The 16,788-nt window shown below is 69.8% G+C and carries 15 protein-coding genes; all 15 read right to left on the minus strand.

The window, feature by feature from the left end:
- Positions 1-40: 40 nt before the first annotated feature.
- The gene (locus AB0H50_RS00350; protein WP_357444399.1) at positions 41-1,882 is read right to left on the minus strand and encodes a TraM recognition domain-containing protein; all 1,842 of its coding nucleotides are present in this window, start codon (positions 1,880-1,882) and stop codon (positions 41-43) included.
- A 39-nt stretch (positions 1,883-1,921) separates the two neighbouring features.
- A complete protein-coding gene (locus AB0H50_RS00355; RefSeq protein WP_357444402.1) occupies positions 1,922-2,464 on the minus strand; it encodes a hypothetical protein in 543 nt (180 codons plus the stop codon).
- An 86-nt stretch (positions 2,465-2,550) separates the two neighbouring features.
- Positions 2,551-4,221, minus strand: coding sequence for a peptidoglycan DD-metalloendopeptidase family protein (locus AB0H50_RS00360; protein WP_357444405.1), 1,671 nt, complete (start codon positions 4,219-4,221; stop codon positions 2,551-2,553).
- 61 nt (positions 4,222-4,282) lie between these two features.
- Positions 4,283-4,591 (minus strand): transposase, encoded by a 309-nt coding sequence (locus AB0H50_RS00365; RefSeq protein ID WP_357444408.1) that lies wholly within the window; start codon positions 4,589-4,591, stop codon positions 4,283-4,285.
- Between the two features lie 79 nt (positions 4,592-4,670).
- Positions 4,671-6,992: a hypothetical protein gene (locus tag AB0H50_RS00370; protein WP_357444411.1), complete on the minus strand. Its 2,322-nt coding sequence runs from the start codon at positions 6,990-6,992 to the stop codon at positions 4,671-4,673.
- Between the two features lie 7 nt (positions 6,993-6,999).
- The gene (locus tag AB0H50_RS00375) at positions 7,000-8,490 is read right to left on the minus strand and encodes an SCO6880 family protein (RefSeq protein WP_141809824.1); all 1,491 of its coding nucleotides are present in this window, start codon (positions 8,488-8,490) and stop codon (positions 7,000-7,002) included.
- On the minus strand, positions 8,487-9,968 hold the full coding sequence (locus tag AB0H50_RS00380; protein ID WP_357444414.1) for a hypothetical protein: 1,482 nt from the start codon (positions 9,966-9,968) through the stop codon (positions 8,487-8,489). The genes AB0H50_RS00375 and AB0H50_RS00380 overlap by 4 nt, the downstream gene beginning before the upstream one ends.
- Before the next feature lie 193 nt (positions 9,969-10,161).
- Positions 10,162-10,971 (minus strand): hypothetical protein, encoded by an 810-nt coding sequence (locus tag AB0H50_RS00385; RefSeq protein ID WP_357444417.1) that lies wholly within the window; start codon positions 10,969-10,971, stop codon positions 10,162-10,164.
- On the minus strand, positions 10,968-11,633 hold the full coding sequence (locus AB0H50_RS00390; RefSeq protein ID WP_357444420.1) for a hypothetical protein: 666 nt from the start codon (positions 11,631-11,633) through the stop codon (positions 10,968-10,970). The genes AB0H50_RS00385 and AB0H50_RS00390 overlap by 4 nt, the downstream gene beginning before the upstream one ends.
- Positions 11,634-11,664: 31 nt before the next feature.
- Positions 11,665-11,937 carry a hypothetical protein gene (locus tag AB0H50_RS00395; protein ID WP_357444423.1) on the minus strand — a complete coding sequence of 91 codons (273 nt, stop codon included), beginning with the start codon at positions 11,935-11,937 and terminating at the stop codon, positions 11,665-11,667.
- A 7-nt stretch (positions 11,938-11,944) separates the two neighbouring features.
- Positions 11,945-12,241: a hypothetical protein gene (locus tag AB0H50_RS00400; protein WP_357444426.1), complete on the minus strand. Its 297-nt coding sequence runs from the start codon at positions 12,239-12,241 to the stop codon at positions 11,945-11,947.
- Positions 12,242-12,334: 93 nt separating this feature from the next.
- A complete protein-coding gene (locus AB0H50_RS00405) occupies positions 12,335-12,973 on the minus strand; it encodes a hypothetical protein (protein WP_357444429.1) in 639 nt (212 codons plus the stop codon).
- Positions 12,970-13,851 (minus strand): hypothetical protein, encoded by an 882-nt coding sequence (locus AB0H50_RS00410; protein WP_357444432.1) that lies wholly within the window; start codon positions 13,849-13,851, stop codon positions 12,970-12,972. The genes AB0H50_RS00405 and AB0H50_RS00410 overlap by 4 nt, the downstream gene beginning before the upstream one ends.
- Positions 13,852-13,867: 16 nt before the next feature.
- The gene (locus AB0H50_RS00415; protein WP_357444435.1) at positions 13,868-14,794 is read right to left on the minus strand and encodes a hypothetical protein; all 927 of its coding nucleotides are present in this window, start codon (positions 14,792-14,794) and stop codon (positions 13,868-13,870) included.
- A 56-nt stretch (positions 14,795-14,850) separates the two neighbouring features.
- On the minus strand, positions 14,851-16,488 hold the full coding sequence (locus AB0H50_RS00420; protein ID WP_357444438.1) for a cutinase family protein: 1,638 nt from the start codon (positions 16,486-16,488) through the stop codon (positions 14,851-14,853).
- Between the last annotated feature and the right edge of the window lie 300 nt (positions 16,489-16,788).

The raw sequence follows: 16,788 nt of genomic DNA on the forward strand, positions 1-16,788 counted from the left end.
GCGCTTAGTGCCGTGCCGTTGACCAGCTCGCTATGCGCGCTCACAGGGGGCGAACCTCCTCGACTTGCCCTTGCTCGGGGGGCGGGGTGGACTTGGTCAGCGAGGGCGAGCCGATCAGGTCGGTGATCTCGGTCTTGCGTTGCGGATCGTGCTGCGCGATCGACTTCTTCACGTCCGAAGCGTACTCGCCCTCCCACCAAGGGACCGTGCGGACGAGCACCGCGGGCTGACCCGAGGTGAACACGATCGCGCGGCCGCGCGGAAGCGTGGTGAGCGCGTTGACGCTGAACGTCTTGGACGAACCCAGCGAGCGCGAATAGCTCTTGCTGCCTTTGGATTCCGACACCGAACCGGAGATCGAGTCGTACTCGCCGATCGCCTCGGAGCGGTCGCGCAGGAAGTTCATGTCGTCCACGCCGCTGCCGAGCACCTTGATGTTGGCCGCCGACCACAGCGCGAGCATGCCCGCGTCGCCCCAGCAGCGCGCGCCCTGCGCCCAGGACTGCAACACCGTCATCACGACGATGCCGCGCGAACCGAAATGGCTGTACTGCTTGGGCAGATCCTTCCAGCGCACCACGTTGGCGGCCTCGTCGAGGACGGCGAGCAGCGGAATGGGCAGGCGGCCGCCGCGGGAGCGGGACGCCTTGCGCATGGCCACGTCGATGACGGCCTCGGTCAGCGCGCTCACCAGCGGCGCGGCCGAGCCGCGTCCCTCCAGCGACAGGCAGTACAGCGTGCCGTTGCGCTCGATGAACTCGAGCTCGTCGAACTGCCTGCGCGGCTGGCCGCTGCTCGGGTCGGCGCCGGGCAGGATCCAGCTGTGCACGTTCGACAGCTGCAGGCAGCGAACCATCTTCTTGGCGGTGCCGAAAATACCGCTCCTGGTGCGTGGATCGGCGTTGTACTGCATCGCGAGGCCCGAGGCCATGTAGTGGTGACGAGCGTTGCGCAGCAACTCGATCGCCTCGGTGTCGACCGGGTTGGTGACCCAGTCCCACACCTGCACGATGGGCCGCTGGCCGACCGCCGCGGCCAGGAACAGCGCGGCGAGCAGATCCTCGGCCTCCGGGTCGAAGAACTCGTCGGACTTGGACTCGGTGCCGTTGTCGGCGTCGGCGAAGTGCCCGGCCAGCCGCTGCGCGCGCATCTCACAGCCCTCGTGCCCAGCGTCGACCCAGTCCAGCGGATTCCAGTACCAGCTCGGGCTCTCGTCGGCCACGCCCTGCGGATCGAACACGAAGGTGGGGCTGCCCTTGGACTCTCGCACGTCGCGGGTCGCGTCGACGACGTCGCGCTTGTTCGAGGTGGACAGCACCGGGCCGATCGCGGACAGGATCGCCGGGATCACCCTCGACGTCGACTTGCCCTGGCGCGGACCCCAGATGTCCAGGTGCAGATCCTCGTAGGAGCCGTACAGCATGACGCCGTCGGCCACGCCGACGCCGATCGGCACGCCGGGGGCGTCGTCGTAGCCGAGGTTCATCCCGAGCTGTTCGGCCTTCTCCCGCACGCCCGCCTCGGTGAGCGCGCGGATCGCGCCGCCCGACCCCATGTGCTGTGCCTTCTCGTCGACGGGCAGCGCGCCTTTGGACTTGCGCTTGATCATCTGCGTGCGCACCACCAGGTAGGCGACGGCGCACAGCACCACGAGCAGCAAGATCACCGTCGCGCCGGTCGGCCAGGTGTACTTGCCGCGCGCGATCCCGGCGACGATCTCGATCGGGTTCACCGGCAGGTCCTGCGGCTCGGCCGCCATCTGGTTGCCGAGATGCAGCGCCACCAAGAGCGTTCCGATCACCACGGCACCGGCGTAGACCGATAACAGGCCGAGATCGGGTCCGGGTATCGCCGGATCCGTCACCTTCTTCTTCTTTGCCATGTCTGCCTCCTCGAATCCCGTGCGGTGGAAAGCGTGTGGTCAGCGGAACGCGTCGAGCCGCCAGCCGTCGGGCGTGCGCACCACGGTGGCGATCACCGTCGCGGGCGGCAGCGGTTCCTTGCGCCCGTTCGGGTAGACGACGGTCTGTTCGATGCCGATCTTGAATTGCGTGAGGTCCGGATCGGGACCGGGCGGCGGCCGGTCACCCGAGGCGAAGGTGAACGCCTCGACGGTGGCGTTCGCCTTGGCCCAGTCCGCCCACTGCAGCGAGGGCTTGGGAGTCTCGCTGCTCGACAGCGAGCCCTCGAGTATCCGGATCAGGCTGGGGCCGAGCCACTTCCGAGCCCTGACCAGGGAGTCGCCCGGACCCTCTCCCGCCGGTCGCCAGGTGTAGATCTCCCGCAACGCCGCGACCGCGACGCCGTCCGGCGTCACCGGATCGGGGGCGGGAACCTGTTCGAGCAGCCGGGTCGTCGACGTGGCGGGCTGCGGCGCACCGGAACCCGATTCGCCGGTCTCGTCACGCCCGCAGGCCGCGATCGTCATCGTCACGCTCATCACCAGCATCACCACCAGTTTCACGCGTGCAGTTGCCCTGTCTTTCAAGGCTAACCGCCCGCACCGACACCGCGGTGGCCCGATCGGAACTCGCGCCAGCGCATGTTCGCTCACAGCACCCTCCGCAGCCGTGCGTCGCCGGGCACCGCGACCTCGCTCACGCCGCCGCCCGACCGCGCGTCCGAACCGGGCACGGACTGGATCATCTGTCCGTCACCGGCATAGATTCCCACCTGTGCGGGCCCGCGCGGACCGAAGGAACTGAACACCAGGTCTCCCGGCTGCGCCTTGCTCGTCGGCACTTCGTAGCCCGCCTCCCACTGCTGTTCGGCCGTGCGCGGCAACGTCACCGCGCCCGAGGAGGCGGCGAACACCGCGGCCGCGGTCAGACCGGGGCCGTCCAAGCCGCCGCCACTCGGGCCCTGCGGCCCGCCGCCGCCCCACACGTACGGGGTGCCGAGCCAGTCGTGCGCGGCCTCCAGGATCTGCGCGCCCGCGTTGCCCTCCTGCGGGCTGAAGCGGCCCGTCGAGCCCGGTGCGCGATACTGCGGTTCCATCGCGAGGATGTTGGCCACGTAGGGCCTGGTCTCGGAGTAGTGCGCCGCATACTGATTCGGCATGCCGCCGGAGGCCAGCACCGCGCCCTCGCCCGCGTTGTAGGCGGCCAGCGTCAGCGCGGTGACATCCCCCTGGACGCGCCCCTCGGCCATCCACTGGGTCACCTTGCGGGCGATGGCGCACATGTAGCGGCCCTGCCCGATGATCGCGTCGCCGTCGTCCCACACGCTCGCCACGCCATTGCCGTCGGCGTCGATGACGTACGGCCTGCCGTCGTCGGGGTCGATGGCGGCCGCGGTGCCCGGCAGGAACTGCGCCAGACCCTGCGCGCCCGCGGGCGATGTGGCGCCCCTGCGGAATCCGGACTCCTGCCTGCCCTGCGCGGCCAGCAGCGACGAGGTGATCTGCGGGCACAGCGAGCCCGCGCGGCGGTACCAGATCTCGAGTTCCGGCGGCACCTTGCCCGCGGCCAGCGCGCCGCCCGCGCTGCCGAAACCGCGCTGGCAGCGCGGATCGGACGAGTACCACTGCGCCCCACCGAGATCCGGGGTCGGCGCGCCGTCCAGCCAGGGCAGCGGATCGATCTGGCGGCCGCCGGTGAAGCGCCCGCCGGGGACGATCTCGAAATGCAGGTGCGGGCCGCTGGATTCGCCCGCCGAGCCGACGGCGCCGATCTGCTGACCCGCGCGCACCGTCTCCCCCACCCGCACCAGCACGCCGTGGTCCCACATGTGCCCGTACACAGCGGAATACGACCGGCCGTTGACGTCGACCGAGTCGACGACGATCCAGTTGCCGAAGCCGGAGGCCGGTCCCGCCGCGACCACCCTGCCGTCGGCGACCGAGAAGATCGGGGTGCCGTCGGTCGCCGCCATGTCGACGCCGCGGTGCCCGCCGTTGCGGGAGCCGAAGACGTCCGAGACCGTGAAGGTGCCGACCGCCATCGGCAGGGTGCGGCGGATGGGGCCGACGCCCGCGGCCAGCGACGGGGTGCCGGTGACACTCGGATTCGCCTGGGAGACAGTGGGTTCGCCGGAAGCCGCGGCAGCGGGCCGGTCGCCGGGGGCGTAGCCGCCGAGCGGCGGAAGCGCGGTCTGCGACGGACCGAGCACCGTGGCGTCCTCGCACGGATCCTCGACGGCGGGCAGTACCACGACGAGCACCAGGGCGATCAGTCCGACCACAGCGCCGAGGGCGGTCCACAAGACGCCGCGGGCGCTCACCTCGCCCTCGCACGGGGAGGCGGCGGGTCGCCGATGGTCGAATGCGACTCGGGGGAAATGGTCACGTGTGGCGTCGGGCTTCGTTGAGTGTGTCGGCGAGGGTGCGGTTCATTTCGGCGGCGGCCGCCAATTGTTGTTGCAGCAGAGCCACTTTGCGGCGCAGCGCGATCGCGTCCATGCGTTCCAGGCCGGGGCCTTCCGCGGCGCGCACCCAATTGCGCACCGAATTGGTGTGCACGCCGATCTGTTCGGCGACAACCCGGCACGCCTCGGATTCACTGCGCAGTTTGCCGGTCAGCGCGATGACCTGCTCGACGGCGGCCTTGCGCACTTCCGGCGATACTCTGCGATACGAACGATGCGGCATCATGCGGCACTCCTTCCGCCGAACAACACCGCCCGCCCAGGCGCTCGGCCGATCCTTGTTGCTCCGCGTCCTGGACGGTATCTCATGCCGCGCTCCCGTTCGGGGATTCACCACCGCGCGCGGTGGATTCGTTGTCCGGGCCGCCGGTGAATTCACTGAACCGCTGGTTCGTGTCGTGGATTCCGCTTTCCTTCTCCGACAACGTGAATTCCATGTGGAACGGAATGCCGGGGCGCCGATCCTCACCGATCTTCAGCAGGAATTTACCCGTGCCGGGCGGGGAAGGGCGCTGCTGTCCCGGTTTCAGTGCCTCGCCGGTGAGCGCTTGCGGCGCCGACCATCCGGTGACCATATCCTCCTCGGCGGAGGTGAACGGAACCGTGCTGTCGAGCCGCTTGACCTCCTCGGCGGGCAGCGCACCGAAGATCTTGGCGCGGGCGCGTTCCAGGAAGCCGAGCGCCTTGGCGATCGCGGCTTCCGATCCGAGCGCCTGCAGGTCCTTGATGGTGTGGCTGATCATGATCAGCGCGGTCGCCAGGCCGCGCTGCAGACGGGTCAGCTCGTCGACGCGATCGACCATGAAGTCGCCGAGCCCGAGCACCTGCCACAGCTCGTCCATCACCACCTGGAAGTACCGCTGCGGGCCGAGGCCGGCGTCGGCGAGCACGTGCGCGGCCTCCACCGAGGCGAAGCCGTCGGCCCAGCAGGCAAGCATCACAGCGGCTTTGAGCTTCTTGTCGCCGGTCGGGATGTGCGAGACATCGATGCAGACGGCGACCGCCTCGGTGTCGATCGGCACCGAGGTCTGGCCGTTGAAGACCGCACCGAACGGGCCCTGGGTGAGCGCGCGCAGCGAGCGGCGCAGCCCCTTGATCGCGACCTGGTATTCGGCGGGATTGTCGGCGCCCGCGTCGAGCTGGAGCTCCTCGCCGCCCGCCTGGATCACCTCCAGCAGGTTCTCCATGATCGGCGGCTGGTCCGGGGTGTAGCCGCTGCCCGGCTGGAAGAGGATGCGCAGCGCGGTGGAGATGAGCGTCTCCTCGTAGTCGCGCACCCGTGCGCCGCGCACCAGCTCGACCAGACCCGCGATCAGGGTGACCTGCCTGGCCCGCATGTCTTGCAGCACTTGGAGTTGCAGCGCGGGGAACTCCTCCAGCTGCGGGACCACCGAGCCGAGCACACCGGCCGCAAGAGGATTCAGTTTGCCGTGGCCGTAGCCGAGGTCGATGACTTGGCCGCCGACCAGTTCCACCAGCTTGCGGTAGTCGGGCTTCACGTCGGCGAGCACCAGCGGCGTGATGCCCTGCGCGATGCCGCCGAGCACGATCCGGCGCACCAGCGAGGACTTGCCGAAACCGTTGAGGCCCAACACGAACAGGCTCGGCGCGGTGATGAAGCTGCCGCGCATGAACCAGTTCATCGGGTCGAAGCAGACCGGCGCGCCGGTGTGCAGGTGCGAGCCGAGCGGCGTGCCGATCAGCGGCGCGCCCGCGCCGACCGACCACGGCCACAGGCCGGCCACCTGGGCCGTCGTCGCGCGGTATTCCACGGGGCGGCCCACCACGTTCATCCGGCCGCCGCCCGCGCCCGCGTAGCCGCGGTCGGTGAGTTGGGCTGTGCTGCGGTCGAATCCGTCCTCGATGGTCTGCTCGGCGCGCGCGGCGTAGTTGCGGCGGCGGATGTCGTCGGTGCGGATGCGGAAGGTCGCCCACGCCGCGCGCAGGCCGGAGCCCTCCCGGCTGACCGCCTCCAGCCGCGCCCTGGTCGAGTCGTCGAGCAGCGGCGGACCGGACTGTTTGCGCCTGTCCGCCTTGGCCTTCGCGCGCTGCGCGGCCTTGTCCATGCGCGGTGCGCCCATCGCGCGGTCGGCGGCGTAGTCGATCTTCGCGGGCCGCGACGGGACGCGCCCGCCGCGGCCGTTGTCGGCGCGGAAGGGCCGCTCGCCGCGCATCGGACGCTCGGCGGGCCGCTGCGGCCGCGCGCCATTGCCGCGGCCGCGCTCGGCGGCGGCTCGTTCGGCCCGCGCCTGCTCGGCCCGCGTCTGCTCGGCGCGCGCCCGGTCGACGTGCGCCCGATCGGCACGGACACCGTCGGCGCGACCGGGGCGCCCGCGCCGCTCGGCCGCGTCCCTGGACGCCCTCCGCTCCCGATCGGACAACTCCCCCTTGCCGATCCGCTCGTCGTCGCCGACTCGCGCCGAATCCCGGACCGGACGCCGCCCGCGATCGGGTAGCTCCTCGACGCCGCGCTGCCCGCCGCGCGGACGCGCGCCCTCGGCGGGCGGGCGGTGCATCCTGCCCTCGCCCGCGGGGCGACCCCATTCCTCGCGTTCGACGTCCTCGCGCCTCACGCGCCGCGCCGCCTCGTCTCGCTCCCGTACGGGTGGCTCGTGGTCACGTGCCATGGATCACTCACCCCGCCAATGCCTTCGGAATCGTCGCGTGCTCCGGCAGGATCACCCCGCACCCGAGCGAGGCCGCGAAGGCCGCCGCCTGGTAGCGGTAGCACCGCCGGATCTTCAAGCGCGCCTGGGTGGACAGGTCGCGGGTAATGGCTTCGATGCGCGGAAGGTCGCCGCGCAGTGGCTCGGTGATGGTCACCAACGCACCGAAGCGGGTCACACCGTGACCCCTTGCCTGTTCCTCACGTGCTTGCTGGGTGGCGCCGACCCGCAGGGTCGCGGCCGCCGAGACGACGCCGCGTTCGCTCTGCTGGGCCACCAGCGCGTTCTTGAAGTCGTCGTCGACGATCTCGGCGGCGTCGGCGGCCGAGTGCGGCCTGTACACGATGGCGATGCGCTTGCGCGGCACTTCGGGATTCGGCGCGAGCAGCCGCTGCAGCACCCGCTCGTCCACCGCGCCCTCGGGGGCGGCGTCCATCTCCCAGGTGACCGAGCGGCCGCCGTCGTGGATGAAGTGGTCCCACTTCTCGTCGTGCGAGACCGGGCCCGCGTCGGCCCAATCCAGTCCGTGCCCTTCGGGTTCGGAGGCGGCGACCTCGAGATCGGCCTGCGAGGCCGGGTCGTAGCTGCGCCGGATGAAGGCGATCACCTCGTCGGCCGACATCGGCTGAGCGCGCACGCCCGCCTCGGCAAGCGCCGCGCAGATGCCCGGTAGCCGCCGACCGATCTCGACGGCCTCCTCGGCCGGGTTCTTGCGACGCTCGGCGGTGGTGGCCTTGAATGTGATGGCGACGCGCGGCAGCAGCTGCACCCGTTCCTGCGGCAGCTCGGTGGCCAGCTCGTACATCACCTGCTGGGCCAGCTCCGGCGCCTCGGGGCGGGTGATGGTGGAAACCTCTGTGAGCAAACGGTTTCCGGTCTCGGGGACGGTGTCGATGACCGGAACCACGGCCACGATGTCGCTGGTCTGACCCACCGAGGCGAGGAAGGTGCCCCACGCCGAGACCCAGCGGTCGATGACCGGCTGGTCCACGGCCTCGTGGCCCTGCGGCCAGGCCCGCAGCACCACGGTGTACTGCGCGAACTGCGGCAGGTGGATCATGCCGAAGCTGTAACCGCCTGCGTCGATGCCCTCGTACAGCTTCGAGGGGGCCAGCAGGCCGGGCAGCCGGGTGACGCCGCCGGGGATGCGAGAGAATCGCCCGCCCCGGTACACGTGTTCGCCGCGGTTCCGCGAGCGCATCCAGTTGAACATCATCAATCCCGTCTCATAGCCGGAGCGGCCCCCCGTCCGCCACACCAGTGGAACCATCACCGCCACGCCGACGCCGCCGACGATGAGACCCCATTGGAAGCCGCCGACCATCGCGCAGATCAGCGCCGTGATCACGACCACGAAGCCGATCACGGTCTCTTCCCAGCGCAGGCCGAAAAGGCCCGCGCTGCGCGGCTTCTGCCACAGCCCGTAAGAACGGCGCTCGTAGGGTTCGGTCATCGTCATCGCGGAATGGTGCTCCTCCCGAGGTCGGGCGAGCGGTTCGCCCAACGGTCGCCTGCGACATCACCCATGGAATCGTCGGCGCTGCGCATACTGCCCGCCGCGGCTCTCGCCGCACCTATGCGGCCTGCCGTTCGCGCCGCTCCGGACGCTACTCCGGACGCGCCCTGCGGCCCGGAGGCGCGCGGTGGCTGTCCCGCGGCGCCTCCGCCGCCACCACCGCCGCGCGGGGGCGTCGGACGTGGAGCGCCGCCGCCGCGTCCGCCGCCTGCGCCGCCGGGCGGGTGCGGTCCCGAACCGCTGCCACTGACGTAGCCCGCCGAGCCGGGGGACGCGGAAGCCTTGACGCCGACCGCCTTTGTGCCCATGGCGCCGAGCGCCAGCGCGCCGACCACGGCGCCGCCGGTCCATGCCAGACCCGAGCCGCCGGAACCGACGATCGCGACGGCCGGGGTGACCAGGCGCATGAGCGCGGGCAGCACGAACGCCACGCTGCACAGCAGCACGATGGCGACCAGCATGCGTTGCGCCTCTTCGCCTTCCGGCAGACCGGTGGTCGAGGTGAGGCCGTCGACGTGGCCCGCGGTGGTGAACGCGATCATGTAGACGATCGCCGCCACCGGTTTGAACAGCATGAAGGCGATGATCCAGCCGATCAGCTTCTGATACGACGACTTGCCGATGTTCATGCCCGACGCGGCGGCCGCCAGCGGCAGCACGCCCGCCGCGATGATCAGCAGACCTTGCCGGACGATGGCGAACACGATCTGCGCGAGCGCGCCGAGCAGGCCGACGATCGCGATGATCAGCACGAGACCCGGCGAGAAGGCTTGCAGCTTACTGGTTTTCACCATCAGCTCGGCAAGGTCTTTGGCGTTGCCATTGGTCGAGTCGTTGATGATCCACTCGGCGAAGCGATCCGAGGCCTGGGTGCCCGCGACGATGATGGCGCCGAGCATCCAGGAGCTGAATACCACCCTGGCGAACATGCGGAACGATTCGGCCGCCTCGCTGACCGCCGCGCCGCGCCTGGCTTCGGCCAGTCTCGCGCCCGACAGGATGACCGAGGCGATGAGCAGCAATATCTGGATCTGATAGGTGTAGTCGTTGATTCTGGTGAACAACGATCCGTTGTCGCTCGCCGCCTCGTTGGGCACCTTCATCCAGAACGTGAGCGCCAGGATGATGGCCTCGCCGAGACCGTTCATCAGTGAGTCGACCACCTTGCCGAAGGTGGAGTCCCACGCTTTGTCCTTGACGGCGTCCGCGGCGAGGTCGGGGTGCGATGCGGCGTTGCCCGCCTTGCACACCGCGGACGCGGCGTCGCCGAGAGAGATGCCGGGGAGACCGACACCGTCGAGGGTGTCGTGGATCTCGTTACAGGTCTCGTCGAAGCCGTAGGTCTGGCCGTAGGCCACCGTCGGCGTCGCGATCATCACGGTGAAGATGACCGCGAGGATCGTCACTAGTTTTTTCACCATCGTGTCCACCCCTCGATGCTCCGCAGGGACTCGATCTGGACTTGCTGCAGGCCCGTCACCGGCCTGAGCTTCCTATCGTTTTCGCGCCGGACGACCGCAAGGCGCATGCCCACCCATGTCGGTTGGCCATCAACTGTTTCCCGGGCCTTTCTCGCGAACGGGACGATCGCAGAATCGTCTGTGCAGCTTTGGATCACCACTTCGTCCACCCCTCCAGCGACTCGATGTACTCGGTCTGCGCGCCGTTGCTGGTCGCGGGCTTCAGCCGCCAGTCGCCCGCGTCCCACACCATGACCAGGCGCAGCGCCGCCCACAGCTGCTTGCCGTCGATGACGGGACCGCGCGAGGCGAACCGGACGATCGCCAGGTCGTCGGCGTAGTTTTCCACCTTGAACGCGTCGGGGGCGACGAAGTAGCGAGTCACCGTCTCCGGCTGTTGTTTCGGCAGCCGGTTCTCGTCGAGCGCGCGGTCGTAGGCGGCGATCTGCTGCGCCGAGACACGCACCTGCCGCACGTACAGGTCGCGGTCGGCGGGGCGGGCGTTGATCCGGTAGGTGATCTGCGCGGCCGCCAACGCCGCGCCTTGCGGGGTGTGCGCGTAGCCGACGGCGAGTCCGTCCTCGATGCGGGCAGGCCCGTCGGAAGTGGAGAACGGCACGGACGCGCCGTACACCCGCTGCCAGCCGCGCGGGGCGCCGGTGCCCTCGGGCGCCGCCGTGAGCCAGTCCGGATCGGACGACTTGCGCTGACGCGTCGGATCCTGCGGAAGCGGTTGTCCCGCAGGGTTGTTCGGCATGTCGACGCGCCTGCCGAACAGGTCGACATCAGGGCCTGCGAAACCCTCTCCGGTCGTCGCGGCGAACTCGGCCTCGTTCTCGCCGGTGGCCTCGTCGCGAGTGAGATACACCACGGCCCCGATGATCACGATGAGCGCCAGCAGCGCCGCGGACGCGATCGCGCCGAAGGAGACGCGATCGCGCGCGTAAGACTCCCTCTCACTCACTTCGGCGCCTCCAATGTCACTATGTCGGTGGGTAATACGTCGATGGCCTCGACGGGGCGTGCGGTCGAATCCGGCTCGGGCAGTCGTAATCTCCAGTCCTCGGCGAACCACTCCACGACGGTGTGGTTCACCGCCTTCGAGCCGTCCGAGTACTCGGTGTACACGTCGACGGCGCTGCGTTGCGCGGTGTAGTCGGTGATCTTGTACCCGAGCAGGCGCGGGGCGTACTCGGGATCGGCGGGACCTGTGATGGACAACTGCACCCGGCTCACCGCCCACTCGTCCCGAGCGGGTCCCGGCACCACCTCGGCGGCGATCACCTTCGACCACTGGTTGTCGGCGGCCACCGAAAGTCGCACGGTGTGGGTGATGGCCGCTACCGCGGCGCCGGGCGGCGATTGCTCGAAACCCGTTGCGGCGCCGTCGGCTACGGATGCGGGCCCTTGGTCGGTGTGCGGCAGCGCAACGCCCTGGTAGGACTGCCACCGCAAGCCGCTCGGCCGCGCGGCGAGATCCGGGCCAGTGGCTTCGTCCGCGCCACCGCAGCCGACCGCCGCCGCCAGCAGCACGGCGCCGACCATCCCGGCCGCTGACCGGCCCCGCCGCCCCACGCCGTGCTGCGGGGGCGCCACCGGATGCGGCCGCGTCGCTGTGCAGTTCATGTCCGAACCGTCTCCATCAGGTTCCCGCGGCTCACGTCGGCAGGAACGCCAACGCGATCCCCGAGGCCGTGCTGGCGACCGTCGCGCCGAGCAGGCTCATCACCACGCCGTGGGTGGCGTCGTTGACGGCCAGATCGCTGCGGAAGGCGATCCACAGCCTGCCCGCGGACAGGATCATCCAGGCAAGGCACACCAGCAGCACGAACCAGAGCAGCCAGTTCAGCAGCTGCATCAGCGGTTCGAGCACCTCGGAGGGCATCTGCTTGTAGGCGAGCAGCTCCGCCGACATTCGCGCGGTGGACATGCTCGCCCTATGTTCCGATGACGGCGTTCATGATGGTGCCCGCGCTGGTGGCGACCACACCGCCGATCATCGCGCCCGCCACCATCTTCGGCGACTCGAGTCCGCCGCCGGTCCACTTCTCCCAGGCGAATTTGCCACCGGCGTAGATGATTCCGCAGACACCCGACAGCAACACGAACCACGTCAGATAGCGCACCAACTGGAGGATCTTCTCCGATCCCGGCGGCGCCTCTGGCGTCGGGTTGCCCACCTGGGCCAGCACGGTGCCGTATGTGTCTTGCACGGCGAGGAGAATCGCGCTCATCGGGTGCCTTTCTCGAGACGTGAAGCTTTTACTGCCAAAGACATAGTGCTGGATCCGGTCATTGCGGCCCCGCAGCGGTGGTCTCCATCACTATCACTCCCCCTCGTCGAAATCCGCAGTGCTGTCAAGCTTCTCACGCACCGCGGAGACGATGTCGACGCCCAGCTCACGCACCTCGAGCGGGACCTCGTCCAGCGGATCGATCTTCCGTTTCTTCTCCGGCATCGGATCGCCCGGTGTCCACACCGGCAACTGCTCCGGCTCGACCAGGGTCCACTCCTCGTACCACGGCACCTGCCACAGCGGGCCGGCCAGCGAGCCGACCACGTCGCGGTAGCGCCGGATCTCGGCGGGCATCCTGCCGGGGCGAGCGGCGACCGTGATCAGGCCGAGCACGTCGGAGGGGCCGCCGAAACCGAAATGGTGCTGGCGCAGCAGATCGTGCGCGCGGGTCAACCCGGCGATCGTCTCTCTGGCCACCAGCACGACAAAGGGGGATTCACGCTCGAAGACGCCGGGCCAGCGGCGGCTCGAATCCGCCGCGGGCGCAAGCACATGCGCGAGGGTAGTGGCTCCGGCTCCACCGTGCACACCCAGCAGCCAGACCAGCGGCGCGCGTCCGACGCCGGGCACCGGACGGTCCCAGACCGGGGCGCGACGGGACTCGGGCGGCGCGACGACGCCAGCGGGCTGCGGATCGAGTTTCCGGCGAAGTTTCATGGCGGCGGTCATGATGCCACCCCCGACAACAGCACCCCGTACGCACGCCGCGTCTCGGCGGCCAGCGCGCTGTGCCGGACGAGTTCGCCGCGGGCGAGGTGCGGGTCGTACGGAATCTCCCTGATGTCGCGGACCCACCCTGCCAGGTGTTCACGCAAATGATCGGCAACCCGGGAATCGCCGCCCGGCTGCTGGTGCGAGACAACGATGGTGGTGTCGCCGACGATGCCATCGCCCTGTCCCTCGGCCGAATCGCCGAACTGGTCGTCGAGCCATTCCAGGGCGACGCGCAGCCGGTTCGCGGCGTCCGGACGCGCCGGAATGGCAAGCACCAGAGCGACATCCGCGTCATCGAGAAGCGGACGAAGCTGACGTCCCGCGATCGCGCCGCCGCCGTCGTAGACCGCCGTGAACCCCGCGTCGTCCACAGCGCGCGCGACCGTCAGATATGTCGCGCGGCGGCGCAGCGGGGCGGCGTCGCGCCAGAGCAGCCCGATGCCGGAGGTGGCACGGGACAGGCACTCCTTCAACGGAGCCGGTTCGTCGTCGCCGCGCCCGTACAGCCACGACTGCAGGCTGATCGGGTGCAGGTGTTCGTCGGCGCCGCGCAGCGCGAGATCGCTGCCCGCGGCGGTGGCGTCCACCGCGACGGTCGGCGTTCCGCCCGAACCCAATTCACCCGCGATACCCAGTGCGGTCGTGGTGGTTCCCGCGCCACCGCACCCGCCGACCACCAGAATCGGCCGCGGTGCGGGGCCGGTGTCCTCGTCGCCGTCACCCCGCTTGCCGCGCCGCAACCGCACCACCGGAGCCTTCGCACGCGCCTGACGACCCTGCGTGGCGCCCTCCTCGGGCGCCTCGTCGAGCCAGCGGCTCCAGTCCTCTCCCATCGTTCTCAGCTCTCCTTCATCCGGCCGCGATACCCGTGATCAGGGTGCGGCCGCCGATCACCGCGGTGGTGACCGTCTGTTTGTTGTACGTGGCCGGCGCTCCGCCCGGCCGGTACTCGGTGACCTCTACCGAATACATGTTGTCGGTCACCGTCGTGATGCGCACGCAGTGCGTGGTGCCCTCGGGAACGCTGTCGATCCCGCGCTGGATCGTCGGGGCCCCAGAGATGTTCGCGTCCGGCGCGACGAATTCCCGCGCCCGCTCGCCGGACCGCTCCACGTAGTAGGCGTACTGGAAGGCCAGCACCACGTCCGGGCCGCTGTCCGTACCGCCCGCCGCCGCGCTGCGAATCAGCCGGTCGCCGTGCTCGGTCGGGCAGCCCGAGGTGATGCCTGCCTGAGCGCTGCCCGCGGTGAACTGCATCGGCGGGGTCGTCGGCGCGATGGCGGCGCGGTTGCCCGAGGACCGCAACAGGTAGAGCGCGCCCACGGCGACGAAGGCCAGCAACAGCACCGCAATGATCAACACCACGACCACGCGGCCGCGGCGCGAGGTGGGGTGGTCGCGCAGCGCGCGCGGCAGCGGGCGGGCGGGCGGCTGGGGCTCTTCGTCGTAGTCGTCGTCCTCGGGCCAGGGGAAGCGAACGAGATCGCCATCGCGCGGTGCGTAGTCGTCGTCCGGCCCCGGCGCGTGGTCGGCTACCCAATCCGACCAGCCGCCGGTGAACTCCGCGCGACGCGACGCCAGATCCGCCGGGACCTTGTTGCGCGCGCGTGCCTCCTCCGGGTCCATTTCCTCGCGGATGTAATGCGGATACCGGGCCGGTCCTTCGTCGTCGGTCGCGTCCGAACTCGCGTCGTCCTGCTGCGCCGGGGCGGGCGCCCCGTTGTCGGGGTCGAGTGGGTCGTACCATCGGGACAAGTCTTTGTACGACTTCAACATTCCCCCATTCCCGCAGAGCCAGGCACGTGGTATTGCATCGTCGGACCTCTCGGCGATCAGTTCGTGGAGAACGGGTAGCTGTTGTGGGCGGCGCCGGGTCGCTCGGTGGGCGGAATCGAGGTCGCGCCGCCGGATGAGGCGCCATCGGCTCCTGTCCCGAACGGAAATTGTCCCGTACCGGACGAATTCGGCGTAGTCGACGCGCCGGTACTCCCGCCGAAGAATCCGGCGGGCGGCTTGGCGGCCCCGCCCATCGGTTCGGCGCCCGCGCCGAAGCGATCGGCCAGGTCACGGGCCAGTGCCGCGAACCAGTCGGCGACGAAGCGGGTGGGCGCGTCGCCGTTGGCGGCCACCGCCGCGGTGCCGTACGCGCCGTGCCGCTGTACGGTGTCCCAGTACCGCACCCAGGTGGTGAGGTTCAGCAGTTCGCTGTTGTCGGTGATGTTCTGCACGACCGCGTCGAACGCCTGGGTGACCAATCGCGAGACGGTCGTCGGCGGAATCAATTGTGGAATGGCGCCGATCAACTTGGCCCCGAGCAACAGCAGACCGGCCGCCGGGTTGGACAGTCCGGCGGTGGCGAGCTCGGAGATCGCGGCCGGACTCAGCACCGCCCTGACGACCGTGGCGACCGCGTTGAGCCCGATCGAGCCGACCTTCAGCACGGCGCGCAGCGCGCCGTTCAGATCCAGCGGCGTCCGCGGATCGGAGGCGTCGGCGATCCGCTGCGAGATCGACTTCTTCGGGGAGAGCGACAGATTCGCCAGCGAGGTGCCCTGCACGTCCTCGGTGACGACCTTGGTCGCGGTCTTGATGGAGGTGAACGCGAGCGCCTGGGAGATGGAGACCAGCGAGGCGATGGGATCCCCGCCGCTCAGCTTCGCTTGGCCCGCCACCGACGCCACCGCCTTCAGGATCGGCGCCCCCTGCGGCGCGTCACAGGCGAGATCGCCTGCGGCACAGAAGCTTGCCACCCGACCGGTGAGCGCCGCGAAATTCGCCGCCTGGTCTCGTTCCGGGCCGATACCGCCGCCGCCCGCGGGCGCTTGCGGTAGCGCGGCGATGGCCGCGACCTCGGCGCCCGCCGTGCCCAGCGCGGGATCCGGTGCCTGCTTGCCCGGCGAGCCGGGGAACAGCGGCGCGCCCGGATTGCGGGTCGGGTCGGCGAACAGCGCGACGGCCGCGACCCGGTCGGCGGGCACGACGCCGCGGCCCTGCCCGACCTCCTGCGCGAAAACCGAGGCGACGTGCGCGCCCTGGGAGTAGCCGACGATCGCGAGTCGTGTGTCGGCGCACCGCTGGGTCACCTGCGCGGCCATGTCGCGTAGTCGCGTCAAGCCTCCTTGCACCGACTCGACGTAGGGGGCGGGGCCGCCGTTGACGAAGCCGCCGAAGCCGGATTCGTATGGCACGTAAGCACGATCGACGAGACCGGGCTGCGGTGCCTCGGCCAGCAACGGCAGGAAGACCGTCGAGAGCATGCCGGTGTCGGTGGTGGGCGCGGCGTCCGGGGAGGACTCCCCCGTACCCTGAATGCCCAACGCGTACAGCGCGGGACAGTCGTCGATGGCCAGATCGGTCGAGGGTGCTGCGGTATTCGGCGGATCGGCGAGCGCGGGGCTCGCCGTCGCCGCGGCGACGGCAACGGTGGTCGCGACCACCAGCCCCGAGAGTCTTGCCGTGTAATCAGTCATAGCGATCCGCAATCAATCCCGTGTTGCCGCAGTTACCCTCAACGCCATGAAACGCAATAGACCGTAACAGATTCCGGCTATTACTGCCGCAACAGCGAAAACTTTTCGCAAAACGCCGAAGCATACCTCATCGACACCGGCGCGGCGCGGAACTTCACGCGGTAAGTTTCCGACGACTCGCGTGAGACCGCTACCGGCGGGTGACAATTGGGCCGAAAAGGGCGGTCGGACCGGTTCCACCGCCCAGCAAACATTTCGGCTACGCCAGCAAACATGCTGGGAGACAAGGAGATTCGCCCG

Origin of the sequence: Nocardia sp. NPDC050793, assembly GCF_040654065.1 — a bacterium.
Lineage (GTDB): Bacteria > Actinomycetota > Actinomycetes > Mycobacteriales > Mycobacteriaceae > Nocardia.

Coding starts and splice junctions, on each gene's coding strand:
- AB0H50_RS00350 (WP_357444399.1), bottom strand. CDS start 1,882: ATGGCAAAGAAGAAGAAGGTGACGGATCCGGCGATACCCGGACCCGAT.
- AB0H50_RS00375 (WP_141809824.1), bottom strand. CDS start 8,490: ATGACGATGACCGAACCCTACGAGCGCCGTTCTTACGGGCTGTGGCAG.
- AB0H50_RS00405 (WP_357444429.1), bottom strand. CDS start 12,973: ATGACCGCCGCCATGAAACTTCGCCGGAAACTCGATCCGCAGCCCGCT.
- AB0H50_RS00395 (WP_357444423.1), bottom strand. CDS start 11,937: ATGTCCACCGCGCGAATGTCGGCGGAGCTGCTCGCCTACAAGCAGATG.
- AB0H50_RS00365 (WP_357444408.1), bottom strand. CDS start 4,591: ATGATGCCGCATCGTTCGTATCGCAGAGTATCGCCGGAAGTGCGCAAG.
- AB0H50_RS00415 (WP_357444435.1), bottom strand. CDS start 14,794: ATGTTGAAGTCGTACAAAGACTTGTCCCGATGGTACGACCCACTCGAC.
- AB0H50_RS00420 (WP_357444438.1), bottom strand. CDS start 16,488: ATGACTGATTACACGGCAAGACTCTCGGGGCTGGTGGTCGCGACCACC.
- AB0H50_RS00390 (WP_357444420.1), bottom strand. CDS start 11,633: ATGAACTGCACAGCGACGCGGCCGCATCCGGTGGCGCCCCCGCAGCAC.
- AB0H50_RS00380 (WP_357444414.1), bottom strand. CDS start 9,968: ATGGTGAAAAAACTAGTGACGATCCTCGCGGTCATCTTCACCGTGATG.
- AB0H50_RS00370 (WP_357444411.1), bottom strand. CDS start 6,992: ATGGCACGTGACCACGAGCCACCCGTACGGGAGCGAGACGAGGCGGCG.
- AB0H50_RS00400 (WP_357444426.1), bottom strand. CDS start 12,241: ATGAGCGCGATTCTCCTCGCCGTGCAAGACACATACGGCACCGTGCTG.
- AB0H50_RS00410 (WP_357444432.1), bottom strand. CDS start 13,851: ATGGGAGAGGACTGGAGCCGCTGGCTCGACGAGGCGCCCGAGGAGGGC.